This is a genomic window from Roseovarius sp. MMSF_3298 (assembly GCF_030733705.1).
Lineage (GTDB): Bacteria > Pseudomonadota > Alphaproteobacteria > Rhodobacterales > Rhodobacteraceae > Roseovarius > Roseovarius confluentis.
Window position 1 is genome coordinate 68,295 of record NZ_JASHIN010000013.1, and the last position, 17,312, is coordinate 85,606.

Consider the following 17,312-nt stretch of genomic DNA (forward strand, 5'->3'; position numbering starts at 1 on the left):
GGCTCAGCCGCCCTGCATGGGGGCCAGCACTTCGATGCTGTCGCCCTCGGCAAGCGCGTGGTCGGCGCGCAAAGGCGCGGGCACGAACGTGCCGTTGACGGCTGTCGCCACCTTGGCCTCGCCGTAGCCCCGGGCCGTAAGAAGGTCGGCCAAGGTGGCGACCTCGGCGTCCACGGATGTGCCGTTAAGCTGCAATCTCATCGGAAACCTCCGGTGTCTTGTCGTGAAGGATCAGGTCCGCGACCATGCGCGCGAGGGCGGGCGCCAGCAGGAAGCCGTGGCGGTAAAGCCCGTTGGCGCGGATCAGGTTGCCGTCGCGGCGGATGCGGGGCAGGTTGTCGGGAAAGGCCGGGCGGCTGTCGACGCCGATCTCGACCACTTCGGCCTCGCCGAAGGCCGGGTTTAGCGCGTAGGCCGTGCTGAGCAGTTCCAGCATGGCGCGGGCGGTGACGTGGCGCCCGGCGCGGCCCTCAACCATCGTGGCACCCAGCATGAACATCCCGTCGCCGCGCGGCACGATGTAGATCGGCACGCGGGGGTGCAGTACGCGGATCGGACGCGACAGGGTCACGTCGGGGCAGGAGAGGATCAGCATCTCGCCCTTCACGCCGCGCAGATCGGGCAGGGCGTCGCGCGCGGCAAAGCCGCGGCAGTCAACCGTCAGGCCCTGTGTCGCAAGGGCGTCGGGATCGGCTTCTTGTTGCCGGAAGGTGGCACCGTCGGCGATCAGACTGTCGCGAAGCGCGTCCAGTGCCGCGCGGGGGGCAAGATGCGCCTCATTCTCGAAATGAAGCCCGCGTGTGAAGCGGGTGCCGAGGTCGGGTTCCAGCTCGGTGATCTGGGGGCCGGTAAGGGGGCGGTGGCCGGTCGTCAGGCGGGCAAAGCGCGCAAGGTCGGCGCGGTCGCGCCCGGGCGAGACCACGAGAGAGCCGCGCCGCTGGACGCAATCTGTCTGCGCGGCCCACCAATCGGCGGCCTCGGCCCCAAGGCGCACGACCGGCTCCTCGGCGCTTTCGCCTTCACAGTTGGGGGCGAGCATGCCGCCGGCCCACCATGAGCAGGCATGCGAGCCGGGTGTGGCGTGGCGATCTATCAGCGTCACCTCGGCGCCGCGATCGAGAAGCGTGCGGGCCACGCAGAGACCGGCGACACCGGCCCCTATGACGGTCACCGCGGTCATGCGGACCCCGAAAGGCTGGGTGTTTTCGAAAGCCGATTCACTGGTGCGTCTCCATGTCTTGGGGCGTACCAACGTAAGAATGAGCCTGTGCCTTGGTTGCACCCTCTACCCGTTCCCTACGCCGGTATTGCCCGGATCAGGTTCGACGGGTCGGTGCGCGCACCTCTCAGCCCTGTTGGGCCCCCCGACGGATGAATTCATGGCCCCCGCATATGGTGCTGCTTGGGGCGTCGTGTTGGCCCATTGATAGATCAGCTGTGCGGCTGCTGCAACGGGTGATGCCGAAACTGGCGAGGTCCGGCAGGCGGTGGGCCTGATGCGTTGGCATTGGCAGGTGGCACTGTGCCGCCGCCGGGTTGGCTGATTTTCGCGCCCCGCCTTGACCTTTTGTCGGTCGCACGCCTTATTCTGCGAAAGGTTTCATGGAGGATGATGTCGTGAAAGGCGCACGCGGTACATTGAATTGTCGAGGCCGGGCCGTGATTTCGGTCTGCGCGGTGCTGCTGTTTTCGGCAGGCAGCGCGACGGGACAGACGCAAGGCACCGAGCCGCTGCCGGAGCCGCCAGCGACGACCACCACGCCGCTGGATGAGCCGGTGGTGGACGGGCAAGGGAGTGACGGGAGCGGCGTGACAGGCTCCGATGCGGATCGCGCCGACCCCGCCGCCGGTGCGGCGGATGGCGAGGACCGTGAACCAACGGCCCAAGTGCCGCCGAGAGATGTATTGCCAGAGCCGGTGACGCCCCAGGCAGACTCCGCCCAGACCGACGCCTCGCCGGGGAACGACATGCCCGAGGCGGCACCGCCGCTTCGGGAGCAGATCGCCGCCTGCTTCCAAGCCACTTCGGAGACCCAGAGCGACGAAGACGTTACCATAAGCTTCGTTCTGGACAGCGCGGGGCTGCTGGTGGGAATACCCCGGCATGTGGGCGACGAGGCGCAGTCGGCAGTCCAGCGGCGGCTGTTTCTGGATGCCGCCGTGGCTCTGGAAGAGTGCGCGCCCTATTCGGTAAGCGGGACCGAAACCACCTATGAGGCCACGTTTTCGACCACGACGGTGGGCGAGATCACCATCGTGGCGTCTGAACCGCTTGCGACGGAGCCGGAGGACCTTGGGACGGCGCGGGTGGCTCCCTCGGCACTCGCCACCGAAGAGAAAGAGGCCGCGCTGGAGCTGTCGCGCAGCGAACGGCAAGAAATCCAGAACCGGTTGCGTCTGGTCGCGCATGATCCGGGCGGGGCTGACGGCGTGTTCGGCCCGAACACCCGCACGGCTATCTCTGCGTGGCAGACGGAACAGGGCTTTCCGGCCAGCGGATATCTCGACGACCTGCAAATCACCGCCCTGCGCGAGCAAAGCGAGACCGAGTACCAGGCATATCTGCAAAGCCAGCCGAAGCCAGAGCCCGAGCGCAATGGCGAGCGCGTGCGGGTATGCAAGCGTGGCGTGTTCGGCGTGCTTTACGATTGCCGGTTTGTCTGGCGTTGAGCGTCTTGATCAATCGGAGACTCTGAGCGCTGGGCACAAGCCGTCACGCGGGCCGGGGTGCTGGGCAGAAAACGACGGATGGGCAGCCATTCGCGGGAACCTATCCAAGGCATCGACGTTGTATCTGCGATACAAGAAGGTCGAAGATGCATCACAGACAATACGCGAGACTTCCTGAACCGGGACCGTGCCCCGGACCCGGTGGTGCGGTCGGCAGATTCGTCAGCGGGCAAGACCCGTCGGGAATGCGCGCGACATGAGGCGCCCGGCCGAGTCACAGACATTCCATCCTTTGACCGACGTGATTTCCCGAATTCGCTCGGTGGCTGACCAGCCCGAGGTGTCGGTCGGCAGGATCTTGGAGGCCGCAGGTCAGGCCGGGGTGCTGCCCCTGATCTTCGTGCCGGCGCTTATCGCGGCGACGCCGCTTTCAGGGATACCGGGTGTGTCGATGGTGTGCGGCGTGCTGATCGCGCTTTTCTCTGCCGAGTTGATCCTGGGGATGAAGGAATTTTATCTGCCGGACCGGTTGAAGCGTAAGACCATAGACGGCAACAAGCTTGACCATGCGATGGCGCGGATCACACCGATGATGGAGTGGGTCGAGCGCCATACTGGCCAACGCCTGTCATTCCTGTTTCACCGCCCGCTGCTTTGGGTGCCGCAGGGGATCTGCCTGCTGAGCGGGATGGCAATGCCGTTTCTTGAGTTCATTCCGTTCTCGGGATCGATCGCGGCCACGGGCGTTTGCCTGCTGGTGATGGCGATGCTGACCCGCGACGGCGTGGTGTTCCTGTTTGCGATGCTGCCCTATGCGGTCGGCGCGTGGCTTTTGGTCCGGTTCCTGCTGTGAGGTGGCCGACCGTTCTGCTGGTTGTCAGCCTTCAGATATTTTAGGGTCAGGTGGTGTCGTGAGCTAAGAGATTGTCTGGCGCATGAACTGCAAGAGCAGTCCAACAAGCTATCGCCCTGTTCTGGACAGCCGACGTGCCGGTACTGGTTTAGCACGGCACCGCCAGTCCCGAGTGCCCGCCAGATGATGGCAACGCGCTCGCAGCTTGTATCGACGGCGCGCGCCTGAAGCTGTGGGAACGTGTGGGGCATGGGCCGATGGTCGAGTGTCCGGCTGTCTCTTCCGAAACTCTCAAGGCCTTCGCAGCCGCATGTATGGCAGAGAAAAAGCATGAGCGTCTTGCGAGGCGGGGATGTCTTGCGACAAGTCGGGAACCACCGTATCTATAAGGTATAGGTGATATACCATCCGCCGACCGTAATAGGACGGCCAGAAACGGGCAGTAAATGGTCAACGAAGCACAGACAGGTACCGCGCGCGCGGCGTCCCGAACTCGCAAGGCCGACGACATGACCCTGACCGACCGCGCCTACGAGATGATCGAGACACGGATTGTGGCGCTGGACCTGGAGCCGGGGCAGGTGCTGTCTGAATCGCAACTGGTCGAGGAACTGGGCATAGGCCGCACCCCTGTGCGCGAGGCGTTGCAGCGGCTGGCGGCCGAGGGTCTGGTGGTGGTGATGCCCCGACGCGGGGTCATGGTGTCCGAGATCAACATAGCCAAGCAATTGCAGTTGCTGGAGCTACGGCGCGAAGTGGAGCGGTTATGTGCCTGCAAGGCAGCGCAGCGGGCCACCGAGGCAGAACGAGAGCATTTCACGGAACTGGCCGCCAAGCTGGCCGCCTCGGCGGACGCAAGGGATTATGACGCGTTCATGCAGCTTGACCTAGAGTTCAACCGGGCTGTCCTGGTCGCTTGCCGCAACGAGTTCATCGAACGGTCGATGAGACGGATGCAGGGCCTGTCGCGACGGTTCTGGTTCCAGAATTACCGCGTGGCGCTCGACCTGGAACGCTGTGCAAACCTTCACGCCGATGTTGCACGCAAGATCGCCGAGGGCGACCCGGCGGCAGCGGGCGAGGCGTCGGACAAGCTGATCGACTATATCTCCGAGTTCACCCGCGCGACCCTTTGAGGCGCTGCGCGCCGAGCTGGCATGCGAACACGTCATCGACGGCGAACCCCGCGAATGCGCCCGCCTCATGATCAAATGGTTGGCCATTTCGAAGCGCGGCGCCTGGCCGAGTATTTTGGCCTCAATCAGCAGATCCACGAAGGCATCCTGATCGTTGCCCGCAACGAGATATTGATGGTGCAGTATCGCTCGCTGGCCACCCAGGTGCGGCGCGCATGGTTCGTCGCCGACATGACAGCTAGGCGTTGTAACAAATAGCCACCGAAGAGAATTAAGTGATCATGCCCTTCCTTGAAGCCCGCGAGGGCGACGGATTGGCCTCGACCCTGCACAAGCACCTTCAGCACAAGCTTGAAACGCTGCGTGCCAAAACCGTCCGCGCGCGCCTTGCACTTCATGTTCTGATAAAATATATCTAAGGTATATCAATTGTGGCGGGGGAGGCAGGCTTTGAATGATATGAGTTGGGGAACCCTGGCGGACGACAAGGCCGCGCGGCTCGATGAAGCCGCCCGAAACGGTCTCGGAAAGATCGTCGCCGCCGATCAGGCCGAGACATTGCTTGTGTCCGTGCTGCGTCCGAATGACCGTATCTGCATCGAGGGCAACAACCAGAAACACGCCGATTTCATTTCGGAAGTGCTCAGTGACGTTGACCCCGAGGTGATTCACGACCTGCATGTCGTGCAGTCGAACCTGGCATTGCCGCAGCACCTTGACCTTTTCGAGCACGGCGTCGCGAAGCGACTGGATTTCTGCTACGCGGGGCCGCAGGGCATTCGCATGGCGCAGCTGATCGAGGACGGCGTCATCGAAATCGGCGCCATTCACACCTATCTGGAGCTTTACGCGCGCTACTTCGTGGACCTGACGCCGCGCGTCAGCGTCGTCGCGGTCGAGGCCGCCGACCGCGAGGGCAACCTGTACACCGGCCCAAACACCGAGGACACGCCGCCCATCGTGGAGGCGACCGCCTTTAAGAGCGGCATCGTCATTGCCCAGGCGAACCGGATCGTCGATCGGGTGCCGCGTGTCGACGTGCCCGCGGACTGGACCGATTTCGTGGTCGAGGCGCCGCGGCCGCACTACATCGAGCCGATCTTTACCCGCGATCCCGCCGCTATCACGGAAATCCAGATCCTGATGGCGATGATGGTGATTCGAGGCATTTACGAACCCTATGGCATCCAGCGCCTGAACCACGGCATCGGGTTTGGCACGGCCGCGATAGAGTTGATCCTGCCGACCTATGCCCGTGACCTCGGTTTGCTGGGCAAGATCTGCAACTACATGTCGGTCAATCCGTGCCCCACGCTGATCCCGGCGCTGGAGAGCGGGTTCATCACCTCGATCCATTCCGCCGGGTCGGAGCTGGGTATGGAAGACTATGTTGCCGCACGCTCGGACGTTTTCTTCTGCGGGCCGGACGGGTCGCTGCGGTCGAACCGGGCGTTCTGCCAGCTTGCGGGCCATTTCTCGGATCTCTTCATCGGCTCGACCCTGCAGATCGACACCGCCGGCAATTCCTCGACCGCGACGAGCGACCGGATCACCGGCTTTGGCGGCGCACCCAATTTCGGCTGCGACAGCCGCGCACGGCGCCACGCATCGGACCCGTTCCTGCAGGCCGCCCGGGAGGAAACAGGGCAGGAATCGCCGCAGCGCGGCCGCAAGCTTGTCGTACAACTGGTCGAGACCTTCCGCGAGGGTGGCCAGCCCGTATTCACGGAGCGTCTGGACGCATGGGACATCCAGAAACGTTTCGGTATGGACCTGCCGCCGATCATGATTCACGGCGACGATGTCACCCATATCGTGACTGAGGAAGGCATCGCGAACCTTCTTCTCTGCCGCGGCCCGGACGAGCGAGAGCAAGCCATTCGCGCGGTGGCGGGCTATACCGAGGTAGGCCGCAGGCGTGATCCGAAACGCGTTGCCGATCTCCGCCGCCGGGGCGCTGTGCGCTATCCTTCCGATATCGGGATCGACACGCGGCTGGCCTCCCGCTCGTTGCTGGCGGCAAGGTCTGTGCGTGACCTCGTACGCTGGTCGGGCGGGCTTTACGATCCTCCGGCACGTTTCAGAAACTGGTGAGTGGCATGACGACATTACTTGAATTCGAGTTTGACAACGTGAAGCGCTGCAACACGCGGCGCGCGGCACAGATCGTCGGCGTGGTCGGCTCGGGGCAGTTGGAAGTGCTGATCGAACCGGCCGAGCTGGACGGGAAATGCGAAATCGTGGTCGAAACCTCGGCCCAGGGCTTTGACGAGATCTGGCGCTCCGTGCTGGACGATTTCGCCGCGCAATACCCGGTGGCCGATCTGCGCATCTCGATCAATGACGGCGGCGCGACGCCCGCAGTGGTGAACCTGCGCCTGCAACAGGCAATTGCGGAGGTGCTCGATGTCTGATGTGCTGCCCATCCCCCAGGAAAGCTATCTGGAACTCAGCGCCCGCCAGCGCATCGCACGCATCTGCGACAAGGGAACCTTTACGGAGATCTGCGGCCCGGAGGCGCGGCGCAAGAGCCCGCACCTGGCCACCTTCGGGATGCCCAGCGCCTTTGATGACGGGCTGATCGTGGGCGAGGCGCGGCTTGACGGGCGGAACATCATGGTCGCGGCACAGGAAGGCGCGTTCATGGGCGGCGCCGTGGGCGAGGTGCATGGCGCCAAGCTGACCGGGCTGTTGCTGCGCGCCGCCGACAGGGCCCCCGACGCGGTCGTGATCCTCGCCGATTCCGGCGGCGTCCGCCTGCACGAGGCGAATGCCGGGCTGGTTGCTGTGGGCGAGATACAGCGTGCAATCTTCACAGCGCGCGATGCGGGCGTGCCGGTGATCGCAGTGATTGGGTCGGCGAACGGCTGTTATGGCGGTATGTCCATCGCCGCGCGGTCCTGCGACTGGGTTGTGATGAGCGGGGAAGGCCGGCTTTCGGTATCCGGTCCCGAGGTTATTGAAAGCGCACAGGGCGCGGGTGAATTCGACGCCCGCGACCGGGCGCTGGTCTGGCGCACGATGGGCGGGCGGCACCGCTATCTGATGGGTGACGCGGACCGTCTGGTAGCGGACGACCCGGGCGCCTTCCGATCGGAAATCGTATCCCTCCTGGGCCAATCCCGCGCGATCACGCTCGAGACGCTGCGCGCCCGGAATACCGAGTTGAAACAGCGGATCGATACGTTCGGCGCGGCCCGCGACGGCACCGAGATATGGCAGGCGATGGGCCATTCGGATCCCTGGCGGCTGCCCGAACTTGAACCCGACCCGTTCCAAGCCGCGGTCGACGGTAAACGGAGAAAACGGGCATGAAGGCAACCGAAACCTTGCTGCAGCAATTGTTCGGATCGGACTGGACACTGGAGCACGAGGGCAACGTGGTCTTTGGCCGTGGGCGCCTGAACGACCGGGACCTGCGGATCATCGGCACGGTGAACCAGTGCGAGATTGGGATCGACGAGGCGACCAGGCTCGCCGGCGCCGTGCTGGACGTGCTGGCAGAGGCGGAGCCTGGCAGCAAACCCGCCGATATTCTCTTTCTGGTCGACAATTCGGGCCAACGGCTCAGCCTGCGCGACGAGCTTCTGGGAAATGTCGCTGCGCTCGCCCATTTGGCCGAAGTCCTTCACTTGGCACGCCGTGAAGGTGCGCGGGTGCTGGGCCTCGTGCACAGGCTGGCGCTATCGGGCGGGTTCATGGCGACCGGAATGGCCGCGACGCGCTGTGACGCGCTGGCCGAGGCCGAGGTTCGGGTGATGCGCCTCGACGCGATGTCGCGGATCATGAAGGTGCCGAAGGACCGCTTGATCGAACTGGTCGAGGGAACTGCGATCCTCGGCCCCGGCGTGCGCAATTACCATGCGATCGGCGCGCTGACCGAGCTGTGGGAAAGTCCGACATCCGACAGGCTAGAGGCGGCGTTCGACGCCATGTCCCAAGCGAACTCCGATGACACGCGAGGCGACATGGGCCGCGCCCGGGGCGGGCGGACCCTGGCCGCCTGCGTGGCAGAGCTGGTGCGTCAAGCATGACATCGCGCTCGCCTCAGCGACACGACCTTGTCTTCGTCGATCCCAAGTTTTTCGGCGGCACCCCGATGGACAGGGAACTGGCGGCATGGGCCGGGGCAGGCTTTCCCTTTGTTCAGCGGATGCAGCCGGGGCAGGCCGTCGCGTGCCAGTTGGGCTGGCCCCGTCCCTTGGGTGCACCGCGGCGCCGTTTCGGCTTTTCCGTACCATTCGATGCGGTGGTCTGGCGCAGCCGCCCGCCGCACCTGCGCGATGTGGCCGCCGCCGCGCCTGATGGGTGGACGCAGGCGCTGAGGCGTGCCTTCACCCTCGAACAGGCTTTCAATCTCCGGATCCGTGTCTACGGATCGCTGGCATGGCAGGGCCTTACCGGTTTGCGCTACGTTCATGCGAACTCCGACCTCGACCTGCTCGTCGAAGGCCTGGACGGACTTGCACCCGGCGATCGGCGGGCCGCCATCTCGCGGCTGATCGCCGGCGCGACGCCGCGGGTCGACGGCGAAGCGGTGCTTGCCGACCGGGCCGCGATTTCTTTGCGCGAATTCCTGAAAGAGAGCTCGCAGGTTTTGGTTCGCCACCTCCAGGGCCCGCGCCTGGAACCGCATCCCTTGGGCGGGATCGCCTGATGTTGCAAGTGGTACCCATGCCTGCCCCACATTGCGTGGCGGCGGTCCGGATCGGAAGGCTTGCTTCCCTGGCGCTCTTTCTGGAGCTTGCCTGCTATCCAAAGCCGGGCCTTGTCAGTTTTGTCGACAACGGGGCCCATCGCGACATGGACGCGCAGACCCTTCTGGCTTCGATCGACGCGCTCTCGGGCTATTTTCCCGAGATCGCCGAGGCCGGCGCGGATCATGCCCCGCTGGCGGAGTTGCGGGATCTGGGGCGCGCCGCGGAAATACGGATGCTGACGGCCACACAAGGTGTCAACACGCATCGGGGTGCGATTTTTGCCATCGGGCTCTTATGTGCCGCTGCCGGGCGGAGAATGGCCATCGGCACAGCGCCGGATCCCGTCGACATTGCGTGCGATGTCGGGCAGCTCTGGGGAGCGACGCTCGGTACAGACCGCTCTGCCGCGCCCATCACGAACGGACAAAAGGTGCGCCACCGCTACGGCGCCAATGGCGCGCGCGGAGAGGCCGCGGCGGGGTTTCCCACCATCCGACGCGCGGTGCTGCCGCGCCTCGAGGCGTTTCGAAGACACCCGCGCGCGGCCGCATCGGACGCGCTTTTCGCCAGCCTGGCTGTTCTGGAGGATACCAACCTGCTGCACCGGGGCGGGGCCGAAGGGCTTGGCTTCGTCCGTCAGGAGGCGCGGCAGGTGCTGCGGCTGGGCGGCGTGCGGACCGGACCGGGCCATCGCCGCGCAGTCGCACTGCACAAGGAATGCATCCGCCGCAATCTCAGTCCGGGCGGTACGGCCGACATGCTGTCCGCCGGGCTTTTCCTGAAGTTGCTGGCGACCTGAGATGGGCATCGGGATCATGTTCTCGGGGCAGGGAACGCAGCATCCGGAAATGTTCGCTGGTCTGCCTGACGATGACACCGTGGCGTCGCTGGTCCGCGAAGCCTGCGACGCCGCAGGCCTTTCTCTGCAGGACCGGCACTTGCCGGACGATGCCTGCATCTTTGACAATCGCTGCGCGCAGCCACTGATCGTGGGACATGCGCTTGCCTGCTGGGCGGTACTCAGGGAGTCGCTGCCGTCCCCGTCTGCCTTTGTGGGTTACAGCGTCGGTGAGGTGTCGGCGATATCCGCAGCCGGCGCCTTGCCTGCCGAGGCCGCGATCCGGCTCGCGGCAGTCCGGGCGGAGCTGATGGAGGAGGCCGTGGACGTTCCGCAATCCATGTTCGCGGTGCGTGGCCGGGTCTCCGATCTTGACGCGCTATGCCGCGATCACGGCGCTTGGGTCTCCATCGACAACGGCCCCGAACACCAGGTCATCTCTGGGCCGGTTACCAATCTGGCCTCGCTCAAGTACGCCTTGCAGGATGGACCGGCCTCGGTACGCGACATCGACGTGACCGTCGCTTCGCATTGTCCGCTGATGGAAGCCGCTCTGCCGCCCTTTCGCGTCGCACTGGACGCTGCGCTGGAAAAGCCCGCGCGCCGCTTTGTCTCTGCCTGGAGCGGCAAGGCTCCCCGAGACATCCCCGCCTTGGCCGAGGCGCTGACCGCGCAGATCAGTGCGCCGCTGCGATGGGCCTACACGTTGCAGGCCGTGCGGGAGCGTGGCGTCACCGTTTGGCTGGAGGTCGGGTGCGGCAATGCGCTGGCGCGGATTGCGACCGAGCTGTCGCCCGATGTGCCGGCGCGGTCGATTGCCGATTTCCGGTCGCTGGACGAGGCCATCGCCTGGGCGCAACGCCATGACCAGGCGTCGCGCGTTTCTTAAGTGCCCGGCGGAAGACGTTTAAGTACCAGATAAACATGGAATTCCATCACTCGGGTCATGCTACGAGTTTTAAACCTTGATTGGTATATAAAGCACATGCTATTGATATATCAATTGTTAGGGAGGAGAGAACAATTGCGACAGACCATGCTTAAACGCACCCTGATGGCCCTGGGCCTCGCCGCCGGTACGGCCCTTGCGCCGATCTCGGCAACCGCTGAGGATTATCCCTCGGGTTCCATGGAAGTGGTGCATCAGTTCGGGCCCGGCGGCGGCACCGATCGCTTTATTCGTGCCATCGGTGAACCGTTCAAGAGTATCTCCGGCGCGTCGCTCGTGCCGATCTCGGTTTCGGGCGGGGCAGGCATCCCGGCCTCGGTCAATTTCGAACAGCGCCCGGGCGATGGTAGCAGCCTGATGGCGATCGGCCCGGAGCAGGTCATCAATCACGCGCTCGGTCGGATCGACCTGTCGAAATACCAGCCCGTCGCACGCATCCAGTACGACCAAGGGTTGTTCTATGTGGCCCCGGATAGCGAATATCAGAACATCGAGGACCTGATTGCGCATCTCAAGGACAATCCGGGCGACCTGAAACTGGGCGTCACCGGCGCTGCCGGCTTTGACGCGATGCTGGCCGGCCTGTGGAACACGACCACCGGCGCTGAACTGACTCTGATCCCGTTCGAGAAGTCATCCGAAGCGATGGCGGCGGTGCTGGGCGGTCATATCGACGTGCTTTACGAGGAATACGGCCCTGTCCGCGGCGCGCTTGAGTCGAATGAACTTGTCCCGCTGGTCGTCTTTTCCGAGGAGCGTCTGCCAGTGTTGCCGGACGTGCCCACGGCTGAGGAACTGGGTTATGACGTGACCCTGGGTCGCTGGCGCGGTGTCGCCATTGCATCCGAGGCGGCACCGGAAAAGGCCGAGAAACTCTACAGCATCTTCGAGGAGGCTGTCGATGCCGACAGCTACAAGAAGATCGAAGAGCAGAGCGGCCTTCAATATCGCTCGGAGTTGATTGGTCCCGAGGCGTTCCAGGAGTTCCTGGAAAACGAGGTCCAGGTATATACCGAAGTGCTGAAGTCGCTGGGCCAGATCTGACCCGGCTTGCGCCGGACGCAGAGGAAAAACATGGCAGCGGCAGTCAATGATTGCCGCTGCCTGACCGGCAGGTGTCTTTCCGACAGTGAGGAACCATGAAAGAGACGTTTACGGAGCTCGCCGTAACTGTAGGGATGCTCGTTGGCACGCTCTACCTTCTGAGCGCTACGCAAGCCATCCGCCTCATCGGCGTGCCGCGCCCGGTCGATGCGCGCACCTGGCCGCAATGGGTGCTGGGCGGCATCGCGTTGCTCTGCCTGCTGCAGATCGCGCAACTGGGGCTTCGCCTGTGGCGCGCCCGCACCGCGGAGGGCGCCGAGGCCATCAGCGCGGCCGACAGCCGCGCCCCGGCGCAGGTGCTTCTGACCGCCCTGATGGCCGCACTCATACTCGCGTATTTCTGGGCGTTGCAGATCGTGGGCTTTGCCATCGCAACGCTTGCCTTCCTCTATTGTGCGCTGCCGCTGCTGCCCTATCGCAACCGGGTGGTGAAGCTGATCTTTCCGCCTGTCTTCACGGCCGTGCTCATCGGCTTTTTTTCCTACGGACTGTCGCTGCCGCTGCCGCGCGGAACCGGGTTTTTCTATAGCCTCAGCAGTTATCTGTTCTGAGCGCCGGGTAACTGAAAGGACGTACCATGCTTGAAGGTTTCTCGGACGCTCTGCTGTACATGCTGGGCTCGCCAATTTCTTTCGTCATGATCATCTTCGCGGTGATCTGGGGAATTGCCTTCGGATCGATCCCCGGCCTGACCGGGATCGTCGGTGTCGCGCTGCTGATCCCGTTCACGTTTGTCTTCGAGCCGATCGAGGGACTTTTGCTTCTGGGCGGCGTCTATGTTGGATCGACCTTCGGGGGCTCCATTTCGGCGATTCTGTTCAACACGCCGGGCAGCCCGGAGGCTGCTTGCACTGCGCTAGATGGCTACCCGATGGCGCGTAAGGGGCAGGCGGGTCGGGCCCTGGGCCTGGCTCTCGCCGCCTCGGCAATCGGCGGGCTTCTGGGCACGACGGTGCTGATGTTCGCCGCACCGCCACTTGCCCGCGCAGCGCTCAGCTTTGGCCCGCCGGAATATTTCGCGCTGGCCATCCTGGGGGTGACGGCCATCTCCTCGATCGGTTCGGGTTCGACGACAAAGGCGCTGATCGCCGGTCTGGCCGGTCTGGCGCTCGCCACGGTCGGGCTGGACCCCATCACCGGGACAGAGCGCTTCACCTTCGGCAGCGCCACGCTGCTTTCGGGTATCAGCTTTGTTCCAGCAATCATCGGTATCTTCGCCATGGCCGAGGTGCTGCAGCGCTATTCCGAGGGCAATACCGAGGGGCAGGTGATCAAGAATGTTTCGACCGAGTTGCCCAGCTTGTCCGAGTTCATGCGGATGAAGTTTACGCTTCTGCGGTCGTCGGCCATCGGCACGGCCGTGGGTGCGCTGCCGGGCGTGGGAGCGACCACCGCCGCTTTCATCAGCTATTCCGAGGCTGTTCGCTGGTCGAAGAACCCCCGCGCCTTCGGCACCGGCGAACCTGAGGGAATCGCGGCCCCCGAAAGCGCCAACAACTCGGCTGTCGGCGGTTCGATGATCCCTCTGCTGGCGCTTGGCATCCCGGGCAGTGCCACGACCGCGGTGATGCTTGGCGGGCTGACAATCCACGGGATCATCCCCGGACCGCTTATGATGACCGAGAACCGGGATCTCGTCTATTCGGTATTCATCGGCATGTTCTTCGCCAATATCCTGATGCTGGTTTTCGGCTTGCGCGCGGCCCGGTATTTTGCACGCATTCTCGATCTTCCCTACACGCTTGTCGGTCCGGCGATCGTGGTGTTGTGCATGACCGGCGTCTTCGCGTTGGAAAACAACGTTGGGAATGTCGCGATCATGCTGGTCTTCGGGGCGGTGGGCTTTGGCCTGCGGCGCTTCGGCTATCCCATTGCGCCGCTGATAATCGGTCTGGTCATGGGCCCCATCGCCGAGAAGAGCCTGCGACAGGGGCTGTTGCTTACCGATTACAATGTGATCGATATGATCAGTCGTCCGATCACAGCGGTTTTGCTGACCTTCAGCCTGTTGTCCCTGATCTATGGCTTCTACGGGCAGTTCAGAAAACCGAAGAGCTGATCGTGCAGGTAGGGGTCACCAAGCGAGCCCGACCACGGACCTAAGTGTAATTTATATGCTAAAGTATGTATATCGCAGTTGGTGGCGATGGATGCGCGTCAAAAATTCAAAATTAAAACAATAACTTAGAGTCGAATAGGTTAAGTGCTCGAGCATTTCCCTTGGCCGGCAATGTGGTGGTTCAGAGCTTGTCGGGGGCCGAATTTACCTAATGGATGTATCCAACATACTAAATTATGCTTTTCTCCACTGCATTTCGCTGTATACTGCCAAGTGGTGTAGTGTGTAGTAGTTCTATCTGCTTTTGTATAATGTTCCTTGTGACGCCTGCAGGTAAGTGCCTGCAGGCGGTGCGGGATCACTCGGAGGCCTGAGGGCGTGGTGGCGAAAAAGGGTAAGCACGAATCGGTTGAGCGCGTCGGAGAGAACGGTACGCCGTCTTTCTCGGTGAGTGTGCCCGAGTCCTATCGGCAGGGGCCTCTGTCCAGCCTGAACGGGGCCGCGGCCAGCGCCATTGGCATGGGTCTGGTCCTGCAGAGCGGCCGGGCCGAGGCGCGTACCACCGAAAGTGGCGAGGCCGTGGTGCCGGACGAGGCGGTCCGCACCGAGGAACGTCAGAACATCATGGTCGAGGATGTCGAGACCGTACCCGAAGCGCCCGATTTGCAAGTGATGGCGCAGGCGTCTTCAGGAGAGATCGTGGAGGAGCCGGAGTCGGAACCGCCGGTCGAGGTTGCCGAGCTTCCGCCGTCCGGACCTGTCGCCGCTTCGGGCCGCACGTCAGAGATCGAGGATGCCGGCGAGGCCGCCGAGTCCGCCGCTGCCATGCTGGCGGAAGGCGACGAAGAAGAGTCCGGTATCCCGCGCGCTCAGGCCCCCACCGAGCCGCCGGACGTTTATGTCGAGATCGAACCAACGGACGAGGAGGACGGCCTGTTGGGGTCGGTCCTCGATCCGGTGCTTGACCCGGTTCTAGGCGAGGACGGAGTCGTTGACAGCTTGTTGGGCGCGATTGCCGGTGAAGGCGGTATCCTGGACAGCCTGCTTGGCGAAGGAAGTGTCATTGACGATGTGATCGGTACCGTTGTCGGCGAGGGTGGCCTGCTGGACCTCGACGTGCTGGAAGACCTGCTGGGCGAGGACGGCTACCTTGGAGGCGCCATCGATATCGTGCTCGGCGACGAGGGACTGGTCGCGGATATCCTTGGCGAAGACGGGGTCGTGGACGACCTGCTGGACCCGCTGGTCGGGGATGAGGGCGTGCTGGACAGTATCCTGAGCCCGGTGCTCGGCGATGGCGCGGTCGATGACCTGCTGGGCGAGGACGGGGTCGTTCCGGGCCTCGTCGAGGACCTGATCGGTGACGACGGCCTTGTGGATGAGATCGTCGGAGATATTCCTGTGGTGGGCGACCTGCTTGGGTCAGACGGGTTGCTCGGGTCGGTGCTTGGAGAGGACGGCGCGCTGGGCGGACTGCTTGGGCTGGGCGGTGGTGGCGACGATGGGTCGTCCGGCGACGGCTCTGGCTCCGACGGCTTGCTGGGTGGCGTGCTTGGCGATGATGGCCTGCTGGGCGGTGTGCTGGGATCCGGCGGTGGCGATGACGGGTCCGGCGACGGCTCCGGCTCCGACGGCTTGCTGGATGGCGTGCTTGGCAACGAAGGTCTGGTTGGTGGCCTGCTGGGTGCGGGCGGCGATGATGGCGCAGACGAGTCTGGTGGCGGGTCGGCGTCTGGGTCTGGCGGTGCGGGTGCGGATGGCAGTGACGACGCAGATTCAACTGGTGACGGTTCCGGTGGTCTGCTGGGCAGCGTACTGGGCGAAGACGGCCTGGTGGGCGGCTTGTTGGTAGCGGGCGGCGATGATGGCGCAGATACGTCCGATGCCCAGTTGGCCGACGGCTCGGATACGGATGGCGACGACGACGGACAAGACGATTCCGATGGTGATGCTGTGTCCGCAGGTGGCGGCGACGATGATGCCGCGCCTTCGGATGATAACGAGTCCGGTACGGGTGCCAGTGGTCTTCTGGGGTCGCTGACCGGGAGCGCAGGGCTGCTTGGCAGCTTGTCCGGCTTGGTTGCTGACAGTGGAGCCGATGGCGATAACGCCGATATCGGCGATGATGGTGTCATCGATGAAGGTGCGGATGATGTTGCCGCGTCTGGCGCCGGGGAAGGCGACAGCGCGGATGACGCCTCGGCGGAGGCTGGTGCATCTGACGTGCTGGACGCGAGCGCGGGTGCTACTGATCCCCAGCCCGGACCGGACACGGTTTCTGACGCTGACACGGACGTACCGCAGGACATTGCGGAAGAGTCGGGAGATGATGGCTTTCTCGACAGCCTTGTCGGAGCGGGTGACGATGTTATCGCGGATCTGCCCGATAACCTGACGCAGATTGGCGGGAACATTTCGCTCGACGGGATGGATGATGTCCTGGCCGGGCTCCTTGGGGACGACGACACGTTCGGTGTCGAGGTCCCCGACAGCGAGATCGATGGCTTTGACGACCTTTTTGCCGGCCTTGTCGGTGACAGCAGCCTGACCGGCACGCTGGTTGGGACGGGCGGTGACTTGTTGGCTGATGGCGAGGTCGACGACCTTCTGAGCGAGATACTCGGGCCTGCGAGCGCGGATGTCACCGGCGGGGACGGCGACGTGATCGGGGCCCTGCTGGGCGATGCGGATGCCGATGGCGGGGTTTCGCAGGTTGGCGGTCTGCTGGCCGATATGGGCGGCCTGTTCGCCGACGCTGCCGGTGGCATGAATGCGGACAGTACGCTTCTGGATGACCTGTTCTCGGGCCAAGACGACAGCGTCTGATAGAACACAACCAACGGGCTCTGTTCTATTGAGACTTAAAAGTATGGTGCACTACATCCAATTTGGTGCTAATTGTTATTTGTAGTTCTTTCGGCTGTAGGAGATCTTTCTTTTGCGGTTGAATCGTGTAACGTGGCTGAGTGTGGGGGTTGAATTTCAGGGAGGTGCCGTCCTTTT

The 17,312-nt window shown here is 63.8% G+C and carries 18 protein-coding genes and 1 riboswitch; of the genes, 16 read left to right on the forward strand and 2 right to left on the reverse strand.

Translation table 11 applies throughout. From position 1 onward, the window contains the following. Positions 1-3: 3 nt before the first annotated feature. Positions 4-201: a sulfur carrier protein ThiS gene (thiS, locus tag RBB18_RS13060; RefSeq protein ID WP_103764953.1), complete on the reverse strand. Its 198-nt coding sequence runs from the start codon at positions 199-201 to the stop codon at positions 4-6. After that, positions 185-1,180 carry an FAD-dependent oxidoreductase gene (locus RBB18_RS13065; protein WP_306111261.1) on the reverse strand — a complete coding sequence of 332 codons (996 nt, stop codon included), beginning with the start codon at positions 1,178-1,180 and terminating at the stop codon, positions 185-187. The genes thiS and RBB18_RS13065 overlap by 17 nt, the downstream gene beginning before the upstream one ends. 96 nt (positions 1,181-1,276) lie before the next feature. After that, a riboswitch (TPP riboswitch) is annotated at positions 1,277-1,377 on the reverse strand. A gap of 240 nt (positions 1,378-1,617) precedes the next feature. On the opposite strand from RBB18_RS13065, the gene RBB18_RS13070 reads away from it, so the two are divergent. The 16 genes from RBB18_RS13070 (at position 1,618) to RBB18_RS13145 (ending at position 17,135) form a co-directional block, all read left to right on the forward strand. Then, the gene (locus tag RBB18_RS13070) at positions 1,618-2,670 is read left to right on the forward strand and encodes a peptidoglycan-binding protein (protein ID WP_306121251.1); all 1,053 of its coding nucleotides are present in this window, start codon (positions 1,618-1,620) and stop codon (positions 2,668-2,670) included. A gap of 256 nt (positions 2,671-2,926) precedes the next feature. After that, positions 2,927-3,523 (forward strand): exopolysaccharide biosynthesis protein, encoded by a 597-nt coding sequence (locus tag RBB18_RS13075; RefSeq protein ID WP_306111263.1) that lies wholly within the window; start codon positions 2,927-2,929, stop codon positions 3,521-3,523. Between the two features lie 509 nt (positions 3,524-4,032). Continuing rightward, the gene (locus RBB18_RS13080) at positions 4,033-4,659 is read left to right on the forward strand and encodes a GntR family transcriptional regulator (RefSeq protein WP_306111207.1); all 627 of its coding nucleotides are present in this window, start codon (positions 4,033-4,035) and stop codon (positions 4,657-4,659) included. 75 nt (positions 4,660-4,734) lie between these two features. Next, positions 4,735-4,917: a hypothetical protein gene (locus RBB18_RS13085; RefSeq protein ID WP_103765075.1), complete on the forward strand. Its 183-nt coding sequence runs from the start codon at positions 4,735-4,737 to the stop codon at positions 4,915-4,917. A 23-nt stretch (positions 4,918-4,940) separates the two neighbouring features. Continuing rightward, the gene (locus tag RBB18_RS13090; RefSeq protein ID WP_170067277.1) at positions 4,941-5,078 is read left to right on the forward strand and encodes a hypothetical protein; all 138 of its coding nucleotides are present in this window, start codon (positions 4,941-4,943) and stop codon (positions 5,076-5,078) included. 40 nt (positions 5,079-5,118) lie between these two features. After that, positions 5,119-6,753, forward strand: coding sequence for a malonate decarboxylase subunit alpha (mdcA, locus tag RBB18_RS13095; RefSeq protein ID WP_103765074.1), 1,635 nt, complete (start codon positions 5,119-5,121; stop codon positions 6,751-6,753). Positions 6,754-6,758: 5 nt separating this feature from the next. Further along, positions 6,759-7,073 (forward strand): malonate decarboxylase acyl carrier protein, encoded by a 315-nt coding sequence (mdcC, locus tag RBB18_RS13100; RefSeq protein ID WP_306111264.1) that lies wholly within the window; start codon positions 6,759-6,761, stop codon positions 7,071-7,073. Then, entirely contained in the window at positions 7,066-7,974 is a 909-nt protein-coding gene (locus tag RBB18_RS13105) for a biotin-independent malonate decarboxylase subunit beta (protein ID WP_103765072.1), read from the forward strand. The genes mdcC and RBB18_RS13105 overlap by 8 nt, the downstream gene beginning before the upstream one ends. Beyond that, complete coding sequence (locus RBB18_RS13110) at positions 7,971-8,693, forward strand: biotin-independent malonate decarboxylase subunit gamma (protein ID WP_306111265.1); 723 nt, start codon at positions 7,971-7,973, stop codon at positions 8,691-8,693. Before RBB18_RS13105 ends, RBB18_RS13110 begins: the two co-directional genes overlap by 4 nt. After that, on the forward strand, positions 8,690-9,316 hold the full coding sequence (gene mdcG, locus RBB18_RS13115; protein WP_306111266.1) for a malonate decarboxylase holo-[acyl-carrier-protein] synthase: 627 nt from the start codon (positions 8,690-8,692) through the stop codon (positions 9,314-9,316). Before RBB18_RS13110 ends, mdcG begins: the two co-directional genes overlap by 4 nt. 17 nt (positions 9,317-9,333) lie before the next feature. After that, positions 9,334-10,158, forward strand: a complete 825-nt coding sequence (gene mdcB, locus RBB18_RS13120) for a triphosphoribosyl-dephospho-CoA synthase MdcB (protein ID WP_306111267.1) — start codon at positions 9,334-9,336, stop codon at positions 10,156-10,158. A gap of 1 nt (position 10,159) precedes the next feature. Beyond that, positions 10,160-11,086 (forward strand): acyltransferase domain-containing protein, encoded by a 927-nt coding sequence (locus RBB18_RS13125; RefSeq protein ID WP_306111268.1) that lies wholly within the window; start codon positions 10,160-10,162, stop codon positions 11,084-11,086. Between the two features lie 147 nt (positions 11,087-11,233). Next, on the forward strand, positions 11,234-12,190 hold the full coding sequence (locus RBB18_RS13130; RefSeq protein WP_245890589.1) for a tripartite tricarboxylate transporter substrate binding protein: 957 nt from the start codon (positions 11,234-11,236) through the stop codon (positions 12,188-12,190). Between the two features lie 95 nt (positions 12,191-12,285). Beyond that, entirely contained in the window at positions 12,286-12,801 is a 516-nt protein-coding gene (locus RBB18_RS13135) for a tripartite tricarboxylate transporter TctB family protein (RefSeq protein WP_274592336.1), read from the forward strand. Positions 12,802-12,827: 26 nt separating this feature from the next. After that, positions 12,828-14,309, forward strand: a complete 1,482-nt coding sequence (locus RBB18_RS13140) for a tripartite tricarboxylate transporter permease (protein WP_103765066.1) — start codon at positions 12,828-12,830, stop codon at positions 14,307-14,309. A gap of 381 nt (positions 14,310-14,690) precedes the next feature. Next, positions 14,691-17,135 carry a hypothetical protein gene (locus RBB18_RS13145; protein ID WP_306111269.1) on the forward strand — a complete coding sequence of 815 codons (2,445 nt, stop codon included), beginning with the start codon at positions 14,691-14,693 and terminating at the stop codon, positions 17,133-17,135. Positions 17,136-17,312 lie beyond the last annotated feature (177 nt).

Coding starts and splice junctions, on each gene's coding strand:
- thiS (WP_103764953.1), bottom strand. CDS start 201: ATGAGATTGCAGCTTAACGGCACATCCGTGGACGCCGAGGTCGCCACC.
- RBB18_RS13065 (WP_306111261.1), bottom strand. CDS start 1,180: ATGACCGCGGTGACCGTCATAGGGGCCGGTGTCGCCGGTCTCTGCGTG.
- RBB18_RS13075 (WP_306111263.1), top strand. CDS start 2,927: ATGAGGCGCCCGGCCGAGTCACAGACATTCCATCCTTTGACCGACGTG.
- RBB18_RS13080 (WP_306111207.1), top strand. CDS start 4,033: ATGACCCTGACCGACCGCGCCTACGAGATGATCGAGACACGGATTGTG.
- RBB18_RS13085 (WP_103765075.1), top strand. CDS start 4,735: ATGGTTGGCCATTTCGAAGCGCGGCGCCTGGCCGAGTATTTTGGCCTC.
- RBB18_RS13090 (WP_170067277.1), top strand. CDS start 4,941: ATGCCCTTCCTTGAAGCCCGCGAGGGCGACGGATTGGCCTCGACCCTG.
- mdcA (WP_103765074.1), top strand. CDS start 5,119: ATGAGTTGGGGAACCCTGGCGGACGACAAGGCCGCGCGGCTCGATGAA.
- mdcC (WP_306111264.1), top strand. CDS start 6,759: ATGACGACATTACTTGAATTCGAGTTTGACAACGTGAAGCGCTGCAAC.
- RBB18_RS13105 (WP_103765072.1), top strand. CDS start 7,066: ATGTCTGATGTGCTGCCCATCCCCCAGGAAAGCTATCTGGAACTCAGC.
- RBB18_RS13110 (WP_306111265.1), top strand. CDS start 7,971: ATGAAGGCAACCGAAACCTTGCTGCAGCAATTGTTCGGATCGGACTGG.
- mdcG (WP_306111266.1), top strand. CDS start 8,690: ATGACATCGCGCTCGCCTCAGCGACACGACCTTGTCTTCGTCGATCCC.
- mdcB (WP_306111267.1), top strand. CDS start 9,334: ATGCCTGCCCCACATTGCGTGGCGGCGGTCCGGATCGGAAGGCTTGCT.
- RBB18_RS13125 (WP_306111268.1), top strand. CDS start 10,160: ATGGGCATCGGGATCATGTTCTCGGGGCAGGGAACGCAGCATCCGGAA.
- RBB18_RS13130 (WP_245890589.1), top strand. CDS start 11,234: ATGCTTAAACGCACCCTGATGGCCCTGGGCCTCGCCGCCGGTACGGCC.
- RBB18_RS13135 (WP_274592336.1), top strand. CDS start 12,286: ATGAAAGAGACGTTTACGGAGCTCGCCGTAACTGTAGGGATGCTCGTT.
- RBB18_RS13140 (WP_103765066.1), top strand. CDS start 12,828: ATGCTTGAAGGTTTCTCGGACGCTCTGCTGTACATGCTGGGCTCGCCA.